Origin of the sequence: Nonomuraea sp. NPDC059007 (assembly GCF_042740555.1) — a bacterium.
Classification (GTDB): Bacteria; Actinomycetota; Actinomycetes; order Streptosporangiales; family Streptosporangiaceae; genus Nonomuraea.
The window spans coordinates 1-19,969 of the sequence record NZ_JBHYJD010000068.1; the positions used below are offsets into that span (position 1 = coordinate 1).

Annotated in this window: 21 protein-coding genes and 1 pseudogene; 17 read left to right on the forward strand and 5 right to left on the reverse strand. The window is 68.7% G+C overall.

Features of this window, described 5'->3' with window-relative positions; all coding sequences use genetic code 11:
- Nucleotides 1-137: 137 nt before the first annotated feature.
- The 3 genes and pseudogenes from ACFWY5_RS52500 to rsgA form a co-directional block, all read right to left on the reverse strand.
- The gene (locus tag ACFWY5_RS52500; RefSeq protein WP_379639583.1) at nt 138-647 is read right to left on the reverse strand and encodes a GNAT family N-acetyltransferase; all 510 of its coding nucleotides are present in this window, start codon (nt 645-647) and stop codon (nt 138-140) included.
- 231 nt (nt 648-878) lie between these two features.
- Nucleotides 879-1,460: pseudogene (locus tag ACFWY5_RS52505) on the reverse strand (class I SAM-dependent methyltransferase); the annotation flags it as partial.
- Complete coding sequence (gene rsgA / locus ACFWY5_RS52510) at nt 1,457-2,539, reverse strand: ribosome small subunit-dependent GTPase A (protein WP_379639547.1); 1,083 nt, start codon at nt 2,537-2,539, stop codon at nt 1,457-1,459. The pseudogene ACFWY5_RS52505 and the gene rsgA, both read right to left, overlap by 4 nt.
- Before the next feature lie 320 nt (nt 2,540-2,859).
- Here rsgA and ACFWY5_RS52515 point away from each other — a divergent pair, with 320 nt between their 5' ends.
- From ACFWY5_RS52515 to ACFWY5_RS52545, 7 genes are all read left to right on the forward strand, one after another.
- Nucleotides 2,860-3,462, forward strand: coding sequence for a GNAT family N-acetyltransferase (locus tag ACFWY5_RS52515; RefSeq protein ID WP_379639548.1), 603 nt, complete (start codon nt 2,860-2,862; stop codon nt 3,460-3,462).
- Between the two features lie 11 nt (nt 3,463-3,473).
- The gene (locus tag ACFWY5_RS52520; RefSeq protein ID WP_379639549.1) at nt 3,474-4,376 is read left to right on the forward strand and encodes a hypothetical protein; all 903 of its coding nucleotides are present in this window, start codon (nt 3,474-3,476) and stop codon (nt 4,374-4,376) included.
- 190 nt (nt 4,377-4,566) lie between these two features.
- Nucleotides 4,567-4,941 carry a BlaI/MecI/CopY family transcriptional regulator gene (locus ACFWY5_RS52525; RefSeq protein WP_379639550.1) on the forward strand — a complete coding sequence of 125 codons (375 nt, stop codon included), beginning with the start codon at nt 4,567-4,569 and terminating at the stop codon, nt 4,939-4,941.
- Nucleotides 4,938-5,894, forward strand: coding sequence for a M56 family metallopeptidase (locus ACFWY5_RS52530; protein WP_379610128.1), 957 nt, complete (start codon nt 4,938-4,940; stop codon nt 5,892-5,894). The genes ACFWY5_RS52525 and ACFWY5_RS52530 overlap by 4 nt, the downstream gene beginning before the upstream one ends.
- Nucleotides 5,895-6,027: 133 nt before the next feature.
- A complete protein-coding gene (locus tag ACFWY5_RS52535) occupies nt 6,028-6,369 on the forward strand; it encodes a hypothetical protein (protein WP_379639551.1) in 342 nt (113 codons plus the stop codon).
- A gap of 57 nt (nt 6,370-6,426) precedes the next feature.
- The gene (locus tag ACFWY5_RS52540) at nt 6,427-7,929 is read left to right on the forward strand and encodes a multicopper oxidase family protein (protein WP_379639552.1); all 1,503 of its coding nucleotides are present in this window, start codon (nt 6,427-6,429) and stop codon (nt 7,927-7,929) included.
- A 180-nt stretch (nt 7,930-8,109) separates the two neighbouring features.
- Nucleotides 8,110-8,499 carry a hypothetical protein gene (locus tag ACFWY5_RS52545; RefSeq protein ID WP_379639553.1) on the forward strand — a complete coding sequence of 130 codons (390 nt, stop codon included), beginning with the start codon at nt 8,110-8,112 and terminating at the stop codon, nt 8,497-8,499.
- Nucleotides 8,500-9,141: 642 nt separating this feature from the next.
- Here the strand turns inward: ACFWY5_RS52545 and ACFWY5_RS52550 are convergent.
- On the reverse strand, nt 9,142-9,747 hold the full coding sequence (locus tag ACFWY5_RS52550) for a DUF305 domain-containing protein (RefSeq protein ID WP_379639554.1): 606 nt from the start codon (nt 9,745-9,747) through the stop codon (nt 9,142-9,144).
- A 1,369-nt stretch (nt 9,748-11,116) separates the two neighbouring features.
- Between ACFWY5_RS52550 and ACFWY5_RS52555 the strand changes: the two genes are divergently transcribed.
- The 10 genes from ACFWY5_RS52555 (at nt 11,117) to ACFWY5_RS52600 (ending at nt 18,669) form a co-directional block, all read left to right on the forward strand.
- Nucleotides 11,117-11,467 carry an Lsr2 family protein gene (locus tag ACFWY5_RS52555; RefSeq protein ID WP_379610135.1) on the forward strand — a complete coding sequence of 117 codons (351 nt, stop codon included), beginning with the start codon at nt 11,117-11,119 and terminating at the stop codon, nt 11,465-11,467.
- A 428-nt stretch (nt 11,468-11,895) separates the two neighbouring features.
- A complete protein-coding gene (locus ACFWY5_RS52560) occupies nt 11,896-12,375 on the forward strand; it encodes a hypothetical protein (protein ID WP_379610136.1) in 480 nt (159 codons plus the stop codon).
- 586 nt (nt 12,376-12,961) lie between these two features.
- Nucleotides 12,962-13,090: a hypothetical protein gene (locus tag ACFWY5_RS52565; RefSeq protein ID WP_379639555.1), complete on the forward strand. Its 129-nt coding sequence runs from the start codon at nt 12,962-12,964 to the stop codon at nt 13,088-13,090.
- Between the two features lie 61 nt (nt 13,091-13,151).
- On the forward strand, nt 13,152-13,622 hold the full coding sequence (locus tag ACFWY5_RS52570) for a GbsR/MarR family transcriptional regulator (protein WP_379639556.1): 471 nt from the start codon (nt 13,152-13,154) through the stop codon (nt 13,620-13,622).
- Complete coding sequence (locus ACFWY5_RS52575) at nt 13,619-14,479, forward strand: ATP-binding cassette domain-containing protein (RefSeq protein WP_379610139.1); 861 nt, start codon at nt 13,619-13,621, stop codon at nt 14,477-14,479. The genes ACFWY5_RS52570 and ACFWY5_RS52575 overlap by 4 nt, the downstream gene beginning before the upstream one ends.
- The gene (locus ACFWY5_RS52580) at nt 14,476-15,183 is read left to right on the forward strand and encodes a fluoroquinolone transporter permease (protein WP_379610140.1); all 708 of its coding nucleotides are present in this window, start codon (nt 14,476-14,478) and stop codon (nt 15,181-15,183) included. Before ACFWY5_RS52575 ends, ACFWY5_RS52580 begins: the two co-directional genes overlap by 4 nt.
- The gene (locus ACFWY5_RS52585; RefSeq protein ID WP_379610141.1) at nt 15,180-15,917 is read left to right on the forward strand and encodes a hypothetical protein; all 738 of its coding nucleotides are present in this window, start codon (nt 15,180-15,182) and stop codon (nt 15,915-15,917) included. The genes ACFWY5_RS52580 and ACFWY5_RS52585 overlap by 4 nt, the downstream gene beginning before the upstream one ends.
- Nucleotides 15,914-16,912 (forward strand): helix-turn-helix domain-containing protein, encoded by a 999-nt coding sequence (locus tag ACFWY5_RS52590; RefSeq protein ID WP_379610142.1) that lies wholly within the window; start codon nt 15,914-15,916, stop codon nt 16,910-16,912. Before ACFWY5_RS52585 ends, ACFWY5_RS52590 begins: the two co-directional genes overlap by 4 nt.
- 126 nt (nt 16,913-17,038) lie before the next feature.
- On the forward strand, nt 17,039-17,632 hold the full coding sequence (locus tag ACFWY5_RS52595) for an RNA polymerase sigma factor (RefSeq protein ID WP_379639557.1): 594 nt from the start codon (nt 17,039-17,041) through the stop codon (nt 17,630-17,632).
- A complete protein-coding gene (locus tag ACFWY5_RS52600; RefSeq protein WP_379639558.1) occupies nt 17,629-18,669 on the forward strand; it encodes a CU044_5270 family protein in 1,041 nt (346 codons plus the stop codon). The genes ACFWY5_RS52595 and ACFWY5_RS52600 overlap by 4 nt, the downstream gene beginning before the upstream one ends.
- Nucleotides 18,670-18,681: 12 nt before the next feature.
- Here ACFWY5_RS52600 and ACFWY5_RS52605 read toward each other — a convergent pair whose 3' ends face one another.
- Complete coding sequence (locus ACFWY5_RS52605; protein ID WP_379639559.1) at nt 18,682-19,962, reverse strand: serine hydrolase; 1,281 nt, start codon at nt 19,960-19,962, stop codon at nt 18,682-18,684.
- Nucleotides 19,963-19,969: the final 7 nt, after the last annotated feature.

A 19,969-nucleotide genomic window follows, 5' to 3' on the forward strand; every position in this document is an offset into this window, starting at 1 on the left:
TCCCGCAGGTTGTTAACTTTTTGCCCTACGGGTTCCCCCCCCGGGGGGGGGGGGCCCGGCGGGCGTGGGGGTCCCCACCGCGGCCCGCCCCCCCGCCTCAGAGGTCGGCTGAGCGCCGAATCTCCGGAGGGCGTGGGTCAGACTCCGAACGCCGCCGGGTAGCGGATGGTGCCGGTGGGCACAGGCCGGGAGGGGTCGAAGGCGAGCGCCATCATGTATTTGTCCTCGACGTCGAAGGGCGGCCGGATGGAGTGACCGGAGGCCGGGACGAAGCCGAAGCGGGGGTAGTACTCGGCGTGGCCGAGCACGAGCACGAGGTTCTCGCCTTGCTCACGGGCGGCGTCGAGGGCGGCGTGGATGGCGGCCGAACCGGCGCCGCGCCGCTGGTGCTCGGGCGACACGGCGCACGGGCCCAGAGTGAGGGCCGGAGAGCCGTCGACGTGGCAGCGGGTGAGCAGCGCGAAGCCGGCGATGGAGCCGTCGGGCGCCTCGGTGACCCAGGAAAGGCCGGGGATCCACGCCTGCGGGTCGGCGCGCAATGCCTCGACCAGGTCGGCCTCGTGAGAGGTGGGGAAGGCGGCGAGGTTGACCTCGCGGATCTGGGCGAGGTCGGCGGTGGTCTCGGGGCGGGTGATCCACGTGGTCATGGGGGCGTTCGTGTCCGTTTCTGTGTCTGTCTGGGGACGCAGGACGTAGCCGGTGTACTGGTAGTCAGTTCCGTGCTCGTGGCGCATGGTGATCTCTTGCAGGGTGGCCGCGACCGCTTCGCGCATCCCGGCCTCGGTCGGGTCGGCTGCGCGGGTTCGTTCCGACAGCGGCGTGTAGTACTCCTCGAACCAGTCGCTGTCGGGGAGCGGGTGCAGCGCCGCGACGGCGTATCCGGCAGCGCGCGCCGCGGCGGCGTTCTGGTCTTGGGTACGCAGCCGGTAGTGCCGGTCCCAGAACGCCCGTGCCTCGGTGGACGGGGAATGGGTGGTCCATTCGCATTCGGTGACGACCAGCGTGCCGCCGGGGGCGAGCAGCCGCCGCCAGGAGCGCAGGGCGGTGTCGAAGCCGATGTTGTAGACGGATCCTTCTGCCCAGATCAGGTCGAAGCTCTCACTGGGGAAGGGAAGATCCGCCATCGACGCCCGGACGGTCCGGATGGCGTGGCCGACGCCGCGGGCGGCGGCGGCTCGCGCCAGCTCGTCGAGGAACGGCTGGTGCAGGTCGATCGCGGTGACCTCGGCGGCGGCCTCCTCGGCCAGCACCAAGCTGGATCGGCCCGGCCCGCAGCCGATGTCCAGCACGCGCGGGTGCGGCGGAAGCGGTCCGGCCATGGCGAGCAGGCGGCGGGTGGTCGCGTCGGAGCCGGGCCCCTGGCGGGGCAGGCCGTGGTGCAGGGCGAAGAACGCCGTCACGACGGGGTCGGTGATCGGGTCGTGCGGGGAATGGTCCGGCCCGGGAGTGCGGTCGGTCATGACTGCTGGTCCCTGAACTTGTAGGTGGCGCGCAGATGGCTGGTGATGGCCTTCTGCCGGTTGGTACGTTCGCCGCGTAGCCGGGCATCGGTGCGCGAGGCCGCCCACGCGTTCTCGCGTTGTAGCTTGCGGTAGCTGGCCAGACGGCGCTCGGTCAGCTCGCCCCCCTGGATGGCGGCCTGAACCGCGCAACCTGGTTCGGTGTTGTGGGAGCAGTCGCCGAAGCGGCAGTCCCGGGCGAGGTGTTCGATCTCGGCGAAGACCTGTTCCAGGCCGTCGGCGGCGTCATAGAGACTGATCCCGCGCAGGCCGGGCGTGTCGATGAGGACACCGCCGCCGGGAAGGGGAACCAGCTCGCGCCGGACGGTGGTGTGGCGGCCCTTGCCGTCCTGCGCCCGTACCTCGCCGATGGCCAGGAGCTCGTCGCCGAGCAGCGCGTTGCCGAGCCTGGACTTGCCCGCGCCGGAGGATCCGAGCAGGACCGTCGTGCCGCTCAGCAGCGCGGTCAGCACATCGATGTTCTGCCCGGTGGCCGCGCTGGTGATCAGGATGTCCACGCCCGGTGCCAGCGTGCTCGTTTCGGCGTGTACGGCGGCGGCGTCGGCGGCCAGGTCCGCCTTGGTCAAGACGATCAGCGGCGTGGCGCCGCTGTCCCATGCCAGGGCCAGGAGCCGCTCCAGCCGGGCCGCGTCCAGCGGAACGGTCAGTGAGACGGCGACGACAACGGTGTCGACGTTGGCGGCCAGCACCTGTGCGTGGGAGTTGCGCGACGCCGACGAGCGTACGATCGCGCTGTGCCGCGGTAGCAGGGCCACCAGTCCGGGTTCGGGACCGGGGCGCAGGGCGGCCCAGTCGCCGGTGCAGGGCGCGAGGAGCGGGTCGGGAGAGTACAGCGCCGAGAGCGTGGCCCGCACCGGGCCGGTCTCGGTGACCGCGTCGCACAGGCCACGATCCACCCGTGCGATCCGGGCCGGCACCAGGCCGGCCTCGCGGTGTTCCGCGAAGGCGTTGTCGAGTGTTTCCGTCCATCCGTAGCGGGTCAGGCCGGCGTCGGATGGATCCGTGAAGAGATTTGGCAACGTGAGACACCTTGGTGAAGGGGCCCCGACGAGACGCAGACGCTACCCTGCCTCATAAGCCGGACGGCTCACGGCGAGGGTGAGAAGTGGGTCAGACCGGGGCCCGGGACGTGAGGAATGTCCGGGCGCTGCACACGGCAGCGGTCTTCACCGCGGTCATCAAACCTCACCTCCCTCTCAACCGGTCATCCAAACAGCCGACGATCAGCACTGTAGCACTCCCAGCGAATTGCCAGTAGAAGCACCCGCCGAAACCAATCTACTATCGATCATCGTAGTTGAGGTAGTTTGTGGCCATGCCTCCACCTGTGCTGCGCGTTATGGAACTGCGTGACGTACCCGACGTCGTGCGCCTGCACCGAGCCGACCTGTCCCAGGGATTCTTCGTGGAGCTGGGCGAGCGGTTCCTCACCCGCTACTACCGCACCTACCTGACGAGCCCCGCCGCGGTGGCGTTGATCGCCGAGCTCGGTGACGAGCTCGCCGGGTTCCTGGTGGGCTGTACCGACGTCCGCGTCCATCGGCGACATGTCGTCAAGCTGGAGCGCTGGCGGCTCGCGCGCGCGGGCGCCGCGTCCTTGCTGCTGCGTCCGGATCTGACGGCCAGGTTCGTGCGTACCCGGGCACAACGCTACGCCCGCGGCATCCGTGCGGCAGGCACCACCGAGGGGACCTCCCGCCGCACGGGGGTGCTCAACCACATCGCCGTCCACCAGGAGCTACGCCGCTGCCGCGTGGGCAGCGCGCTGGTGTCCGGTTTCGTGGACATCGCCAAGGTCCACGGCGTCGAGCGGCTCGTACTGCAGGCGGAGCAGGACAACGAGGCCGCTCATCGCCTCTATGCCGAACTGGGCTGGAAACGAGGAGCGCCGGTGCGGGACGCGGAAGGCAAGACGTGGACTCCCTTCGTACTGGACCTGTGAGCAGGGCGCTGGTGAGCTCGCTCCTCACGCTGGCGCTGGCAGGCTGCGGACCGGCCGAATCACCGCAAAGGGCGGGCGCGACGCCGGCTCCCGCGACGGCGAAGCCGTACACCGTGAACGCGGACGAGCCCGCGCGGCCGGTCAAACGCGCCGCCGTCGCCTACCTTGAGGCGCTGTTCACCTTTGGCGCCGGTGAAGGGTCGCTCGCGGCCAGCCGCGCGCGCATGGCCGCGCTGAAGCTGCCCGTCGGTCCGGTCACCCGCGCCGCGGGCCAGCTCGACGGCGAAGCGGCGGGCGCGATCCAGATGATCTATCCGCAGCTGGGCGGTCTCACGGCCGATCGCGCCTCGATCATGGCCGTCGTACGGCTGTCGCGGCAACGCGGCCCCGAACTGGTCACCAGGACGCGGACCGTCGACGTCCGGCTGGCGAAGCGAGTCAAGGGCTGGACCGTCACCGGCCTGGCGTCTCTGGGCGGGACCGCGCCCCGAGACGCCGAGAGCGGCACGCCGGCCAGGAGGGTGCTGGCGAGCGGCAGGATCGTGCTGCCCGACAGCGCCCGCTGGGACGTTCAGGCCGGGCGCATCGACGATCGGGTCCTGCGGATGTTACTGCGCCTGTCACGTGAGCATCGGATCTCCGTCGCGGTGCTGGCCAGCGGACACCCGGCGAAGGTGTTCGGCAGCATGTCGACGAGCAACCACACCCGCGGCCGGGCCGTGGACATCTGGGCGATCGACGGCCGGCGGGTGGCCGCCCACGCGCGCGACAAGGGCCCCAACCCCGCTCGTACGCTCATGGAGACGGCCATCAGATACGGCTCGGACGAAGTGGGTGGCCCCTGGGCGTTCCGCGGAGCCTTCACCGACGCCGTGCACCAGGACCACCTGCACATCGGCTTCAAGCGTCCCTGACCTGGTGCTTCACGCCGCGACGAGACGAGGCTGGGCGGGCGCGGCGATCACCGCTTCGACCCGCTCAAGGCCCAGCCCCCGACGCCACGCCGGCCTCCCGGCGCATGGGCAGACCCCGGCTCGCCGCCCACTCCCCTCTTAACTACGACTATAGATAGTATGAAGGCTCGCGGGCAGGAAGGACGGTCGCATGGTGCGCTCTCTGGGAGACCTGGAGTCCACGATCATGGATCTCCTGTGGTCGTCTCGCAGGCCCACCTCGGTCCGGGACGTACTCGAGGTCCTCCGCAAGGAGCGGGCGATCGCCTACACGACCGTGATGACGGTGATGGACAAGCTCCACACCAAGGGCCTGCTCAAACGCAAGCCGGCGGGCAAGGCCTACCTGTACGAGGTGGTGGCCACCAAGGAGGCGTACATCGCCGGGCTCATGCGGGAGACCCTGGCGGGCAGCGGCAACCACGCCGCCACTCTGGTGCACTTCCTGGAACAGCTGAGCCCGGAGGAGGCGACGGCGCTGGAGTCTGCGCTCCAGGTGTACCCCCCGAGGAGGCACCGCTCGTGATCGTCGTTGCCATTCTGGCGGTGTACGCCCTCGCCGCCGCCGTCCTGCTCCCCCGGCTGCTGACCCGGGCGCACTGGTCGGAACGCGCTCCCCGCCTGGCGATCGCCATGTGGCTGGCCGCGTGCAGTTCCGTCGTCGCCTCGGCTGTCATGGGCGGCCTGGCCGCGGCCATACCCCCCGACGCCATCGGCCATGGCCTGGCCGGTCTGTTCGAAGCGTGCGCCGCCCTCCTCGCGGCCGGTTTCGACACGGCCGCTTCCTCGTGGGGAGCTCGCGCGGCCCTTCTCCTCAGCGGACTGATCGTGGCCAGGACCACGTACTGCCTGTCCGCCGTACTCTTCACCGCTCGCCGCGAACGCGCGCGGCACGCCGAGATGCTGAGCCTCGTCGGCCGCCACGACGGAGACCTCGGCGCGATCGTCCTCGACCACGGCGAGCGTCTGGCCTACTGCCTGCCCGGCCGCCAGGGCAAGACCGTCATCACGACCGGCGCGCTACGATCGCTGGCCCCCGCGCACGTCGCCGCCGTCCTCGCCCACGAGCGGGCCCATCTGCGCGGGCGGCACCACCTGGTACTCGCCGTCGCGGAGGCCTTCGCCCGCGCGTGTCCCCGGGTGCCGCTGTTCTCCAGGGCCAGGAGCGAGGTCGTCCGGCTGATCGAGTTGCTCGCCGACGACGTGGCGGCACGCCACCACCCCCGTGCGCACATCGCCGCCGCCCTGGTCGGCCTGGCCACCGGCCGCGTTCCCGCGTTCGCGCTCGGCGCGGGAGGCGAGACCGCGCTGACCCGGGTACGCCGCATGCTCAGCCCGGCCGTCCCGCTGCACCGCCGGGAGAGGCTGGCGGGGATGGCCGCAGTCGGCGCTTTACTGGCGGGCCCCACCGCCCTGGCCGCCGTCCCCGGGCTGAGTTCCTTCGTGGCCCACCACTGCCACGCGCTCTCGCTCCTCTGATCGTGGCTTTCGCGGCGTCGATCACTGGCCCACCACCCGGAGGACTATTTCTGAGCAGGCCAGAAACGGTAATCATGTCCGGACCCGACCCTTAACTACTATGGCACATAGTTGTTTCGTGTAGCCTGGCTTCATGAAGCGAGCTCGTCCGGTGATCCTGCGCCTGATGATGCTCGTCGTCCTGGCCCTCGGCATCCTGGCGATGCACTCGCTGGGTCACCCGCGGGGGCATGACATGGCACCGGCCACAAGTCACGCCTCCGCGCAGACCGCACCCGCCGACCCGGACCCGGACGACGGCTGGGTCTGCCTGGCATTCCTCGGCACGGCCGCGAGCCTGATACTGACCCTGTTCGCCCTGGGGACCACCCCCGGCCCGCTCGTACCGCGAGACACACGGACACCCATCCGGCAGAGCCGGCCCCGCGGGCCGCCCCTCGTCTCACCTCGGCGAACAGCCGTGCTCCTGATCTAGATCGTCCGGTCTTCCGGCGATCCCTTTCGAGCACGATCTCGCATGTGAGGCGACACCATGAACATCGATCGACGCACCCTGCTCAGAACCGGCATCGGACTGCTGGGCGGGGCCGCTCTCACGGCCTGCGCACCTCCCGCCCCGGCCTTTGTCGGACCGGCGGACGCGCGGGTGCGCGCCGCGGAGCTGGCCCGCCGTCCCGGCAGGATCCGCGACTTCCGGCTGACCGCCGCCGAAAGCCAGGTGGATCTCGGCGGGCCGGTCGTCCGTACCTGGGCCTACGACGGACGCGTACCCGGCCGCCCGATGCGCGTCACGGCGGGCGAGGTGGTCCGCGCACGCCTGGCCAACCAGCTCGCGGCCGACACGACCATCCACTGGCACGGCCTCGCCCTGCGCAACGACGCGGACGGCGTGCCAGGGGTGACCCAGGCTCCCATCAAGGCCGACACCGAGTACACCTACGAATTCACCGCCGCCCACCCCGGCACGTACTGGTTCCACCCCCATTCCGGCACCCAGCCGGACCGCGGCCTGTACGCGCCGCTCATCGTCGAGGATCCGGACGAGCCCCTCGGCTACGACGACGAATGGGTGGTCATCCTGGATGACTGGCTGGACGGCGTCACCGGCTCACCGGAAGACGTCCTCGCCGAACTGTCGCGCGGGATGAGCATGCCGGGTATGGACCATGGGGACATGACGCCAGGTCCCTCGTCCACCGGAATGGGCAAGCACATGCTGATGGGCGCGATGAGCCCGTTGCTCGGCGGCGACGCGGGGGACGTCCGATACCCGCATTTCCTGGTCAACGGCCGCGTACCGGCCGAGCCGGCGACCTTCCGCGCCAAGCCGGGCACCCGGCTGCGCATCCGGCTGATCAACGCCGGCGGTGACACCGCGTTCCGTGTGGCTCTGACCGATCACCGGCTGACCGTCACCCACACCGACGGCTTCGCCGTACAGCCGAAGGACGCCGACGCGCTCCTCATCGGCATGGGCGAACGCTACGACGTGCTGGCCACCCTCAAAGACGGCGTCTTCCCGCTGGTCGCGCTCGCCGAAGGCAAGGCCGCCGCAGCTCGCGCGCTGGTCCGCACCAGCCCTCAGGCCGCGACACCCAAGCTCGGCCATCGTCCGCGCGAGCTCGAAGGGGAGGTCGTCCGCTACGCGGAGCTCCAACCCCATGAGCGGGTACGGCTGCCGCAAGAGCGGCCCGACCGCACCGTCAGGCTGGAACTCACCGGCACCATGGCGGCCTACGACTGGGCGATCAACGGCAAGAAGTACGCCCCTGAGATCGTCGAGCCGGTGCGCTCGGGAGAGAGGGTGCGTCTTTCCTTCGCCAACCGGACGACGATGTGGCACCCCATGCATCTCCACGGCCACACCTTCGCGCTGCCGTCCGGAATCCGCAAGGACACCGTCATCGTGCTGCCCGGCAGCACACTCGACGTGGACTTCGACGCGGACAACCCGGGGCTGTGGATGATCCACTGTCACAACATCTACCACGCGGAATCGGGGATGATGACCCTCCTGGGCTATGCGGCGGGGTAGCCCGTAGCCGCAGGCCCCATGGGATCAAGCGCGATCCGAGCAGTGCGTTCCTCCAGCTCTTCGCCTGAGGCATGCCTTCTGGCGGGACACGCCCGAGCCGCGGAGAGGCACGTAGGCCGCGTCGATGACGTCTTCCGAAACTCCATCTACTATTATTCGTAGTAGATGGAGGTGGGATGGATGCGCACACGAACGCAGCGGGACACGAATCTGGCCCAGACGCTCAAGGAACAACTGGCCGGCTGGTCCCATCGCTCCGGCATCCAGGTGGAGACCTGGGCACTGCCCGCCGAGGAGGTACCCGATCGGGTGGCCGAAGCGGTGCTCGCCTGCGTCGCCGAGGCTTTGGCCGGCATCGAGGAGCGGGCCAGTGCCGCCATGGTGTCCGTCGCCGTCACCACCGGCACGAACGGCCTGCTCTTCACGGTGAGCGATGACGGCATGGGCAGCGACGCGAAGAACGCCGGCATGCGTGCCGCCCTCGTCGCCACGTCAGGGACCATCTCGATCAATGGCACCCCGGACGGCTGCACCGTCAGAGGGGCCATCCCGCGTGAGCGCTGGCAGTGAAATCCTTTTAATCGGCGGGATCACCATGGGAAGGAAGGCAAGGCGGCTCGGAGCCCGAAGCGCGCGCGGGGCGCTCTGCTCGCCGAGCGGACGAGTGGATCGAACGCGCACCCGCAAGAGGTGGTGGGCATCACACACTGGTTGGAGCCCGCCCCCGAACCACCCGTGCAGGACGTGACACCGGAGAGCGGCTCGCCACAGAGGCTGCCCCAGGGGCAACAGGACCGTTTCGTGTGCGACGTCGTGGTCAGCGAGGCACAGGCAGCCCCGTGGCGATCAGCAGGGTAGCGGGCGTCAACGCGGGCGAATGGCAGGTGTCCGTCACAGCGGCAGCCGGCCGCACAGTGCCGATCCTTCGCGCCACGTGGTCATGGAGACGCTGGCGCGGTCTACTCACGCAGTAGGCGCTGATCGCCTCGACCGACCCGGCGACCCCGGTCAGGCTGCGAGCCGTACTCCGGCGGTGGCCTCGACCGCTGAAGCCGCCGTCCACCGCCTCGTCACGCTCACACCCCCTGAAGCGGGCGAGACGCAGGCGAAGCGACCTCCATCCTCCACACGGTTACTCCGTTCGAGGCGGCGACCAGGTCCCCGGGAAGGGGGCGCGTGTGCCCAGGATCGCTCCTGGGCACACGCGTTCGATCAGAGCCGGTCGAGGATCTTCCGCATCTGTGCGATCTCCGACTGCTGTGCGCTCTCGATCGCCTTCGCCAGAGCCTTGGCTTCCGGGTTGGCTCCCTGCGACTGCTCCGTTCGCGCCATCTCGATCGCGCCGTTGTGATGAGCGATCATCAGCTCAGCGAATTTCTTGTCGAAGGCCGCCCCCTTCGCGCCCTCGAGTTGCTTCATGTCCGCCTCCGACATGATGCCGGGCATGTCATGTCCCATTCCGCCGGAGGGCATGGGCTTGCCCCAAGCGGTGAGCCAGCCCTTCATGGTCTGGATCTCGGGGTCCTGGGCGGCCTTGATCTCGCTCGCGAGTTCCTTGATCTCCGGGTCCGCCGCGCGGGTGGTCGCGAGCTCAGCCATCTCCACGGCCTGCTCGTGATGCGGAATCATCATCTGCGCGAACATCACGTCCGCGTCGTTGAAGGACGCGGACGGTGACGCGCTGGCGGTGGCGGTGGTGGCCGGAGCCGAACTGGACATACCTTCATGCCCGGCCATCGCGTCACCGCTGCCGCCGCAGGCAGTGAGGAGGATGAGTGCGCCCGCTCCGGCCACGGCTCCGAGCGAGAACCTGCGCATGGTCGATCGATTCCTGTGCATAACTGTGACTCTCTGGGTTGGGTTGATGTGCCGACCGGTGACGCGGGAGGGCCTCTGGCCCGATCCCGCAGGCATGACCGGCCTATATGCGCATCACCGAGAGACGTACCAAGCACAGGGCCACCGGACCGGGCGGTGGCCGGGCGACTCCGCGCACGCGCGTGCGGACCGGAGAGGAGGCGCGCGTTGACCCGTTCCCACGGCTTCGTCGTCCGATCAGCGCCAGAAGCATCCACGACGTGAGCACTGCGAGGCAGATGGACGTTGGGTCAAGATCAGGCATACCCCGTCCGGGATCGACCGGGCTACCCGACGCGTGCCCACCCACGGCCGACGCCTTCGACGCGGCGTGGTCGGTGCCCATGTGACCGAGGGTGTGCATGCCGCAGACGCCGAGGGTGAGCATGATGAGCAGACACCAGCGCGACACACGCACAGCGCGGTACGAACGCGGTCCCTTCATCACTCCCCCGTAGCTCGATCGCCTCACTATGCACTCTAGTAGACCAAGCGTTTTGCATCCGCCTTCAAACCGCCAATCCATGCCCACTCCCTGGGCGCTTCACCCACATGATGAGCTACGAGTAGTAATCGTAGATTCGTGGAGCCGCTGTCCGCGTGGTCGAGAAGTGGGCGGCTATGGATCGCATACGCGCCGGTACCGCGGGGCGGATGCCGGCTCTCACGTTGCCCGGCCGGGCGACGGCCTTCACCGCTCTCGGCTAACGGCGAGCGCTCACCGCTGTCCGGCGGGCGTGTCGCATCCCGGGGCAAGGCACCGCGGGAGCCCCGCCCCTGTCAGATCAGCACGGCGAGCATCCCCGCCGACGCCAACGTCTCAACCCGGAGGGCCGGCATCCGGCGTGGCGACGGTGGCGATCTTCTTCTGCGCGACGCTCGCCTGTGCCACATCCGGTCGGCCCAATGCACCCGGTTCGGGCTCGTCCGGGGGTTCGCGCGCGCTGCGGGGCCACGGCCTCTTGTACCTTGCGCGACAGACCGCACCCAACGACAGCCATGGCCATGAGGACACGTGGGCCAGGCAAGGAGGTTGCCGCTCTGATCACACACGCCACGCGGCGGCTTCACTTCGCAGCGCACCTGTGGGACCTGACGGCGCAGGACCGCGTTCCGCAGTTCCGCCTTCGTGGAGAATTCACTCCGCAACAGCAGCGCGGGCAGGGACAGCAGACGTCGGGCCCAGGACTGGCGATGGTTCGTGTTCCCGAGCCCCACACGATGCCTCCTCACCAGATAGCCGTGGTTGAGGGTGACCGAAAAGAACCACGAACGCTTCTGGGAACCGTTAGGGTGCCCGGCAGTCCTTACATACCTTTGGAGCAGAAGCATGGCGAAGCAAATCGTTGAGACCTTCGTTGACGACATCGACGGCACCACCGACGCCGCAGGAACCGTCACGTTCTCCTACAAGGGGAAGTCATACGAGATCGATCTCTCGGCGGCGCACGATAAGGCTTTCGATGAGTCCATGGCGGAGTGGATTGAGTTCGCTCGCGAGGTCAAGGGCGAGTCCAGCGCTCGTAGAGGCCGGCGTGTAGCGGCCAGTGGCAGCAGTCCCGCCCTGAGCCGTGAGAAGTCCGCCGAGATCCGCCAGTGGGCCAAGAGCCACGGCCTGCCTGTCAGCGAGCGCGGTCGTATCGCTTCAGCTGTCGTGGAGAAGTACGAAGCTGCTCACTAGGTCAGACGGCAAGTAACTCCCTCGTTCTCCTGGACGAGGGAACCTGTCGCGATATCCCTAATTCTATGCTTTCAGTGCATCTATTAGCAGCCATCTCCGTTCAGGGCGCCTCTCCGTTTAGAGCGCGATACACGTACGAGGTTAAGGCAGTACTCGCTGCCTGAAGTACAGCGACGCCGAACTGGCGTAGAGGACGGCCCTTCGAGGAGGGCACCAGGCCACGGGTTCGGGGCGGAGAGCGTTCTCGTCGGTGAAGATCTTGCGGCAGCCGGACGCGGTGAGGTCGGCGAGTTGGCGGTCGAAGCTTGGGCCACGGGTGGACACGCGGGCGTAGCCGATGCGGATCGCGGAGGGGTGTCAGCGAAGGCCGCAAGGTTGCCAGAACCTTTTCCGGTACTTCGCCGTCAAAGCAGAGCATGATGAAGACGATGATCGGAGCCTCGCTCCTCGCCGGTTCGTTGCTGGTCTCCGGTGTCACCGCGGCGGCCGCCCAGACGAAGCCGACGCTGGGTCCCCACGGCTACGGCGCTGTCAAGCTCGGCCTGACCGTCAAGCAGGCCAGGGCTACGGGGGCCGTGGTCAAGAAGATGCCGGGCGGCGGCGGCTGCTCCGGCTGGGACCTGAAGAGTTTCCCGACCCCCAAGGACTCGGTCGGCATCTATATCTCGCCGAAGGTGGGGCTGGCGGCCATCTTCGCCGCCAAGGGCATGAGAACCCCTGAAGGCATCATGATCGGCTCTACTGCGAAGCAGGTGAAGGCGGCCTACCCGCGTATCAAGAAGGACGCCCACGGCTTTTACGTGATTACGGTCCCCGGCAACAAGAAGGCCTACTACTCCTTCAGCGTCAAGCGCGGCAAGGTCACCGAGTACGGCATCGCGCTCAACAAACAGGATTGTTTCAACTAGCGGCGTAGGTCCGTCGCCGGGCTGGCGCGATGAGGCTCAAGGGAAACCTGACCGCAGTGCCATTTCGGCTGCCCCCTCACAGGAAGGAGCTGGCGCCGGCGCCGGGCACGAGAGACCGCCACATTGCGGCCTCCCGCACTTACGGAGAAGTACGGCCTGCGCCCTCGACGGCGTATTCCTAGCTGCCAATGAGATCAGCCCCGGGAGACGAAAGCGGCTTCCGGGGCTGTCTTGGCCTTGACCCTACGAGGGAATGTCCGTCTCTTTGACATACGGTGAGCTCGTCGGGTCGTAATTCGAAGTGCCCGTCTCACGTGAGTGCGCGGCCTGGGCGAGCGCGCCAGGCCCGACGGCGTCCGGGGCACCTTCGCCGTACCGGAGGTCCTCCTGCTGTACTGGCTGGTCTCGGCCTCCTTCAAGGGCGTGCCGACGCAGACCGTGATCATCCCCCCAACAGCCTGTTCGGCCTCTACCTGCTGTACGTGGCGTTGTCGGTGCCCTTCACGGTCTTCCTGCTGACCGGCTTCTTCAGGAACCTGCCCGAGGAGACCGAGGAGGCGGCGGCGCGACGCCTCTGCGCACGTTCGTGTCGATCACGCTCCCGATGGCGCGCGGCGGCCTGATCACCGCGTTGATCCTCAACGCCATCGTGGTGCCGTACCTGCTGCTGGCCCGCCGGATCATCGCCGGCCTGACGCTGGAGGCGGGCACATAGCAACCGATTGAACTTTCAGAATGTATTGAAAGTTCAGTCCGAGAAGGTCTAGTCTCGCCTCATGGAGCGAACGCCACTGCACGACTTCGCCGATGAGATCGGCTCGTGGATGGAGGATCTCGGCCTGCCGCGCATGCCGGGGCGGATCCTGGGCTGGCTGATGGTGTGCGAGCCGCCTCATCAGTCAGCCGACGAACTGGCCGAGGCGCTGCAGGCCAGCCGCGGCGCGATCAGCATGTCGGTGCGGATGCTGATCGGCGGCGGCTCGGTGGAGCGTTACCCGGTGCCCGGGACGCGGCGTACCTACTACCGGTTGCGACCGGGGTTCTGGCTGCGGGAGGCCGAGGACAAGGCCCGCATGGCGCGGGAGTGGCGCAAGGTCACCGAGCGGGGACTGGAGTTGCTGACCGACCGCACCGAGGAGAGCCGGCGGCGGATGCAGGAGGCGCACGACATGTACGCCTTCCTGGAGCTGGAGTACGGCCGCATCAAAGAGCGGTGGCTGGAACATCAAGCGAAGCAGGAGACATGACCGTTGTCGAGGTCAACGAACTGACGTTCACCTATCCGAAGGCGGCCGAGCCCGCGGTGAAGGGCATGAGTTTCACCGTACGGCGGGGCGAGGTCTTCGGTTTCCTCGGGCCCAGCGGCGCCGGGAAGTCCACCACCCAGAAGATCCTCACCGGGTTGCTGGCCGGCCACGCCGGTCAGGCCACGGTGTGGGGCAAGGAGCCCACCGCCTGGGGCAGTGACTACTACCAGCGGATCGGCGTCTCCTTCGAGTTGCCCAACCTGTACCACAAGCTCACCGCGCTGGAGAACCTGCGCTTTTTCGCCTCCCTGTACCGCGGGCCGGTCGAGGACCCCATGGCGCTGCTGGAACGCGTCGGCCTGGCCGAGCACGCCCACGTCCGGGCCGGGGCGTACTCCAAGGGCATGCAGATGCGGCTCGTCTTCGTCCGGGCGCTGCTGCACCGCCCGGAACTGCTCTTCCTCGACGAGCCCACCTCGGGCATGGACCCGGTCAACGCCCGGCTGGTCAAGGACATGATCCGCGAGATGAGCGCCGAGGGCCGCACCGTGTTCCTCACCACGCACGACATGGCCACCGCCGACCAGTTGTGCGACCGGGTGGCGTTCGTCAACGAGGGCGGGATCGCCGCGCTCGACACCCCGGCCGAGCACAAGGTGAGCCGGAGTCAGCGGGTGGTGCGCGTCACCTACCGCGACGGCGACCTGCTGGCGGGCAAGGACTTCCCGCTGGACGGGTTCGCCGACGATCCGGCCTTCCGCGCGCTCGCGGCCGAGCATGCCATCGAAGCGCTGCACAGCCAGGAGGCCAGCCTGGAGGACGTCTTCATCGACGTCACCGGAAGGTCGCTGACATGAGGGCGCTGAGGCCGGCATTGCTGCTCGACCTGCGGCTGCAACGCCGGTACGGGTTCTGGCACGCCACCTGCGTGGTGGTGATCATCTGGATCGGCGTGCTGTGGATCGTGCCCGACAACCTGCTCGGGGCGGCCATGCCGTACCTGCTGATCGCAGACTTGCAGTTCTTCATGTTCTTCACGGCCGGAGCGCTGTTCTTCGAAAGGGGCGAACGGACGCTGTTCGCACTGTTGATCACACCGCTGCGGTTCGGCGAGTACCTGGCGGCCAAGCTGCTGTCCATGTCCGTGCTCGCCTTCCTCACCTGCGCCGTCGTGGTGCTGGCCGACTACGGCCCGGGCTTCGACCTACTGGCGCTGCTGGCCGGGGTGACCGCGATGACCCTGCTGATGGTGCTGGCGGGATTCGTCACCGCGCCGCTGTTCCCCTCGGTCAGCGAGTGGCTGATGCCCTCGACCCTGGTACTCGCGCTGGCCAACCTGCCGCTGCTCGACTACTCCGGGCTGGTCCCGCACTGGGCGTTCTACCTGGTGCCCACCGAGGGTGTGGCGCTGCTGCTCGGATCGGCGTTCCACCAGGTCTCGCTGACCGGGTGGCAGGCGGCCTACGCCGTGCTGTATCCGGCCGCGTGGATCGTGCTGCTGTGCCGTACCGCCCGAGGGGTCTTCTACAAGTACGTCGTGACCAGGCAGGGCGGAGCATGAGGCGCGCCATGGCGGCCTTCGGCCGCAACGACCTTATGACCATCCGGCGCGACTCCCTGCTGACCGCGGTGCTGCTGGGGCCGTTCCTGTACGCGGCGTTCCTGTGGTTCCTGCCCGCGGCGACGGCCTTCGCCGACCGGCAGTGGGGGTTCGACCTGGGCCCCTACGAGTCGCTGATCATCAGCGCGTTCTGCGTGCTGGGGCCGCCGCTCCTGCTCGGCGCGGTCATGGGCCTGCAACTGCTGGACGAACGCGACCAGCGCACCCTGACCGCCCTGCGCGTGACCCCTGTTCCGCCGGGGATCTATCCGGCCTACCGGGCGGTCGTCACCGGCCTGGTGGCAGCGCTGATGATCGTCGCCTCGCTGGCCGTGTCGATGATGCTGACCGCCGGGCAACTGGTGCTCAGCGTTCCGGTGGCCGTGGTCGCCGGAATGTTCGCCCCCGTCGTCGGCATCACCATGGCCTCCCTCGGCCGCAACAAGATCGAAGGACTGGCGGTGATGCGGGTGATCGGGCTGGCGCTGTTCAGCGTCACGCTCATCCCCTTCTTCTTCCTCGACGCGTCGTGGCAGCTCGTCTTCGGGATAGTGCCGCCGTACTGGCCGCTGCGCGCGTTCTGGGCGGCCATGGACGGCGGAACGTACTGGCCGTACGTGGTGGCCGGACTGGCGTACAACACCCTGTTCTGCCTGACGCTGCTCAAGGTACTGAGCCGGCGGCTGGCCAGATGACCAGTGACTCCGCGAAGGCCGGACGGCCCGTGTGGGTGCGGATGTCCACGGACGAGGTCGTGCCGAAGGACAGGGCCGACTGGTACCAGGACCTGGTGTCCATGACCGTGGCACCCCACACGCTGGCCATCGATGACCCCATCGGGTTCCTGGCACGGGCCCACGTCCTGAGCCTGGGCCAGGTCGAGGTCTCGCGGCACAACCATGCCGCCCACCGGGCATGGCGTACGCCCGCGCTGATCCGCCGCAGCGATCCGGAGCACTACCTGTTCGGGGTGATCACGTACGGCCGCAAAGGGATCTCCCAGCGGCGAACCGGGAGCGACCTGGTGGCCGGGGACGCCGTCTTGTTCGACACCTCCCATCCCTACTCCGCCGGAACCCCTGGTCAGGGAGAGACCGGGTTGATCATCGTGCACATTCCCCGCACGATGATCAACCTTCCCGCGGACCGGCTCGACGCGGCGCTGGGCCGCCGGTTCACCCTGCGCCACGGCATCGGTCCCATCGTCCGCCGGTTCCTGACCTCCCTGGACGCCCGCGCCGCCGGCTGCGCGCCACCCCAGCTGCGGGCGTTGGAACGGGCGGTGCTCGAACTCGTCTCCGGCCTGCTGGCCCAGCAGATCGACGCCTGGGATCATCTCCCGGCCGAAACCCGGAAACAGGTGCTGCTGCGGCGCATCGACGCCTTCATCGACCACAACCTCGCCGATCTCCATCTGACACCACAAACCATCGCGGCCTCCCACAACGTCTCCCTCCGTAGTCTGTACGCTCTTTTCGAGAGCCGTGGAGAGAGCGTGGCCGCGCACATCCGGCGACGCCGCCTGGAACAGTGCAAGACCGATCTGGCCGACCCCGCCTGGCTCGCACAGCCTGTTCAGGTGATCGGCGCCCGCTGGGGGTTCACCCGTCCCTCGTCCTTCTCCCGGGCCTTCCGCCAAGCCTTCGGCACCAGCCCCAGCACGTACCGCCGCTCCCTGCCGCCGCCGTGATTGCCGCGGTGTGCGGAAACCCTGCTCCGTTCTCGCAGAAGACTTCCGTGGCGCCAGAGCCATCCCGATCTGAGTCCTCCGTAGGCTCGGGCGGAACCGGTGGCCGGCTCCGGACACAAGAGGAATGTGACCAGTAACAACGATCCCGAGTTGTGGGCGTTGGCGCTCGCCGGTGATGAGCGTGCCTTCGGCGACCTCTTCGACCGGCACAGCCGTGCTGTCTACAACTACTGCTTCCGGCGGACGGCCGACTGGTCGGTGGCCGAGGAGCTGACCTCGGTGGTCTTCCTGGAGACCTGGCGGCGGCGCACGCAGGTCCGCATGGAGGGCGGCTCGTTGCTGGCCTGGCTTTACGGCGTGGCGACCAACTGCCTGCGCAACCACCGGCGCGCGCTGCGACGGCATCGCGACGCCCTCGCCCGCCTGCCCCAGCCCGTCCCGGCCCACGAGGTCGCCGACGTCGTGGCGGCCCGCGTGGACGACCAGCGGCGCATGCGCGACATCCTTGGCCATATCCAGACGCTTCCGCGCCGCGACCAGGAGTTGCTCGCGCTGTGCGTCTGGGAGGAACTCTCCTACGCCGAAGCCGCCGCCGCGCTGAACATCCCGATCGGCACCGTCCGCTCCCGCCTCAGCCGCCTGCGCGCGAAACTCCTGGAACCTCCACCACCGATCGGACACAAAGGCAGAGACAACGCCTTCAGGGAGGAACTGTCATGAACATCCCGGTACGACGGGACCTGCCTGGCCACGAGACCAGGAAGCGGCATCTGATGTCCGAACTGTCCACCCTTCACCGCACGCCGCCCCGCCGCAGGCTCTTCTTCAGCGCCCTCGTCGCCTCGGCCCTGGCCGCGGGCGCGGCCGCCGTAATGATCATTCCCGGCCTCCGCGACGAGCCCGGCCGCCGCCACGAGCTCGTGCCCGGCACGTCCGTGGCGCTCGCCGGGGCCCCCGCGGTGCTCGTCAAAGCGTCCCGGTACGCCGCGAGCGAGCCCGAACTGAAGCCGACCCGAGGCCAGTTCATGTACTTCGAGGCGAAGAGCGCCCAGAGCGGGATTCTCGACAAGCGCGGCCAGGGACAGCCCGCCGAAGCCTCTCACCGGCACGTCTGGCTCCCGGCGTTCGGCGGCCAGGCCGGGCTGGTACGCGAGCAGGGCGGCCCGGGCGACGGCACGTGGCTGTGCCGCAAGAACGACGTCACGCCGACGAAGAAGGAAACGATCGAGGAGAAGATCGACCTCGCCGAACCGCCGACAGGCTGCCAGGACGCCCCCGCCTACCGCACCGACCTGCCCACCGACGCCGAAGCCATGAAGGACTGGCTCTACCGCAACAGCCGCGGCGGCAACCCGCCGGACGTTCAGGCCTTCGTCACCGTGGGCGACACGATCCGCGAGGCCTACCTCGGCCCCAAGGCCCTGGCCGCGATGTTCAAGGCCGCCGCCGAGATCCCCGGCACCAAGGTGTACGACAACGTGACGGACTCCGCCGGACGTCCCGGAATCGCCGTCGGCCAGACGTTCCACGGCATCCGCCACGACCTCATCTTCGACCCGAACACCTTCAAGTACCTCGGCGAACGACAGGTCGTCGACTACGACACCTCCTTCCGTCCCGCCGGCGGCAAATCCCCCGACGAGACCCCTTGGCAGCCTTCCGCGCAGATGAGGAAGAACATGCCCGAGGGCAAGGTCCTCTACATGTCCGCCGTCCTCAGGATCGCGGTCGTGAGCGAGGTCGGCCGGCTCCCCTAACTTGATCACCGGTCATAGCGAGCGCGCGGCGAACGCGCCGTTGAGCAGCCGGACCGCGCGGCCGTCGGCGCCCATGACGAAGGCCACGTCCCACATGTGGTGTGCGGTGAAGGCATCGTCGGCGGGCAGGAAGCGGTGCTCGCCGAGGGGAAGCAGGTCCGTCGAGGCGAGCGACCCGTCCGGACCGTGGATCACCGCGTGCAGGCGGCCGTCCTTCGCGGTCACCTCGTAGAGGAGATCGTGGGCGCCGTACCGGCCGGTGTAGGGGTCCGGCGCGATGCTCAGCGCCGGGTCGGGTTCGGGCAGCGCGGGCTTGACGACGCCGGTCTCGGCCCGCACGATCTCACGGATCACCGCGTCGGCGAACTGATAGCCGCGCTCGGCCACGTTCACGATCGTGGCCACCACCAGGTCGTGCTCCGGGATCCAGTTGAGCGTGGAGGAACCGCTCGGGGTGGTGCCGCTGTGGCCGTAGACGCGCACGCCGTCCCAGATCTTCAGGTACGGCCCGGCGCACCAGTGGTCGGCGAAGCAGCGCGCGGGAACCTCGGCGTGCGGTGTGTGCATCTCCTTGAGGGCAGCCGCGGAAAGCACGCCGCCGCGCAGGAACAGGCGGCCGAAGGCGATCAGGTCGAGGGCGCTGGCACAGAGCGTGGAGCCGGACGGGCCGAGCCCCCGGGAGAAGAAGAACGGCTTGACGACCTCGCGCTCACGCGTGTGGCCGAGCGCGACCCGGTGGTAGAGCAGTTCGTCGGCGAGGCCGGCGGTGTGGGCGAGACCGGCGGGCTCCAGCAGGAGGTCGCGCAGGGCGTCGTCCCAGCAGCGTCCGGTGATCCTCTCCACGAGCAGCCCGGAGACGACGGTCGAGGCGTTGGAGTATCCGAAACCGGCGCCGGGCTCGAAGATGGGCGGAATGCCGGCGAGGAGGCGTACGTACGCGGCCACGCAGTCGTCGCCGCGTCCCGTATCCGCGTAGGGGCCGTTGTCGAGGCCACTGGTCATCGACATGAGGTGGCGCGCGGTGATCGTGCCGAGGTCGTACTCGGGCAGGTGTCCGGAGACGGGCGCGTCGATGTCCAGCCTGCCGTCGTCGGCGAGCCGCATGAGCATCGCGGCCGTGTACAGCTTGGTCGTGGAGCCGATCTGGAAGAGCGTGCCGTCGTCCACCGGGGTGCCGTGGCGGGCGTCGGCCAGCCCGACCGCGTACGAGCGGACGGTTTCGCCCTTGACGACGGCGGCCTGGGCGCCGACGACGCCCAGCGACTCGGCGGTGGCCCGGATGAAGTTCTCCATGGGTGCT

Excerpts from the sequence above, each read along its gene's own strand:
- ACFWY5_RS52500 (WP_379639583.1), bottom strand. The coding sequence starts at position 647 with ATGACCACGTGGATCACCCGCCCCGAGACCACCGCCGACCTCGCCCAG.
- ACFWY5_RS52515 (WP_379639548.1), top strand. The coding sequence starts at position 2,860 with ATGGAACTGCGTGACGTACCCGACGTCGTGCGCCTGCACCGAGCCGAC.
- ACFWY5_RS52525 (WP_379639550.1), top strand. The coding sequence starts at position 4,567 with ATGGTGCGCTCTCTGGGAGACCTGGAGTCCACGATCATGGATCTCCTG.
- ACFWY5_RS52535 (WP_379639551.1), top strand. The coding sequence starts at position 6,028 with ATGAAGCGAGCTCGTCCGGTGATCCTGCGCCTGATGATGCTCGTCGTC.
- ACFWY5_RS52540 (WP_379639552.1), top strand. The coding sequence starts at position 6,427 with ATGAACATCGATCGACGCACCCTGCTCAGAACCGGCATCGGACTGCTG.
- ACFWY5_RS52545 (WP_379639553.1), top strand. The coding sequence starts at position 8,110 with ATGCGCACACGAACGCAGCGGGACACGAATCTGGCCCAGACGCTCAAG.
- ACFWY5_RS52550 (WP_379639554.1), bottom strand. The coding sequence starts at position 9,747 with ATGCGCAGGTTCTCGCTCGGAGCCGTGGCCGGAGCGGGCGCACTCATC.
- ACFWY5_RS52555 (WP_379610135.1), top strand. The coding sequence starts at position 11,117 with ATGGCGAAGCAAATCGTTGAGACCTTCGTTGACGACATCGACGGCACC.
- ACFWY5_RS52560 (WP_379610136.1), top strand. The coding sequence starts at position 11,896 with ATGATCGGAGCCTCGCTCCTCGCCGGTTCGTTGCTGGTCTCCGGTGTC.
- ACFWY5_RS52570 (WP_379639556.1), top strand. The coding sequence starts at position 13,152 with ATGGAGCGAACGCCACTGCACGACTTCGCCGATGAGATCGGCTCGTGG.
- ACFWY5_RS52575 (WP_379610139.1), top strand. The coding sequence starts at position 13,619 with ATGACCGTTGTCGAGGTCAACGAACTGACGTTCACCTATCCGAAGGCG.
- ACFWY5_RS52580 (WP_379610140.1), top strand. The coding sequence starts at position 14,476 with ATGAGGGCGCTGAGGCCGGCATTGCTGCTCGACCTGCGGCTGCAACGC.
- ACFWY5_RS52585 (WP_379610141.1), top strand. The coding sequence starts at position 15,180 with ATGAGGCGCGCCATGGCGGCCTTCGGCCGCAACGACCTTATGACCATC.
- ACFWY5_RS52590 (WP_379610142.1), top strand. The coding sequence starts at position 15,914 with ATGACCAGTGACTCCGCGAAGGCCGGACGGCCCGTGTGGGTGCGGATG.
- ACFWY5_RS52600 (WP_379639558.1), top strand. The coding sequence starts at position 17,629 with ATGAACATCCCGGTACGACGGGACCTGCCTGGCCACGAGACCAGGAAG.
- ACFWY5_RS52605 (WP_379639559.1), bottom strand. The coding sequence starts at position 19,962 with ATGGAGAACTTCATCCGGGCCACCGCCGAGTCGCTGGGCGTCGTCGGC.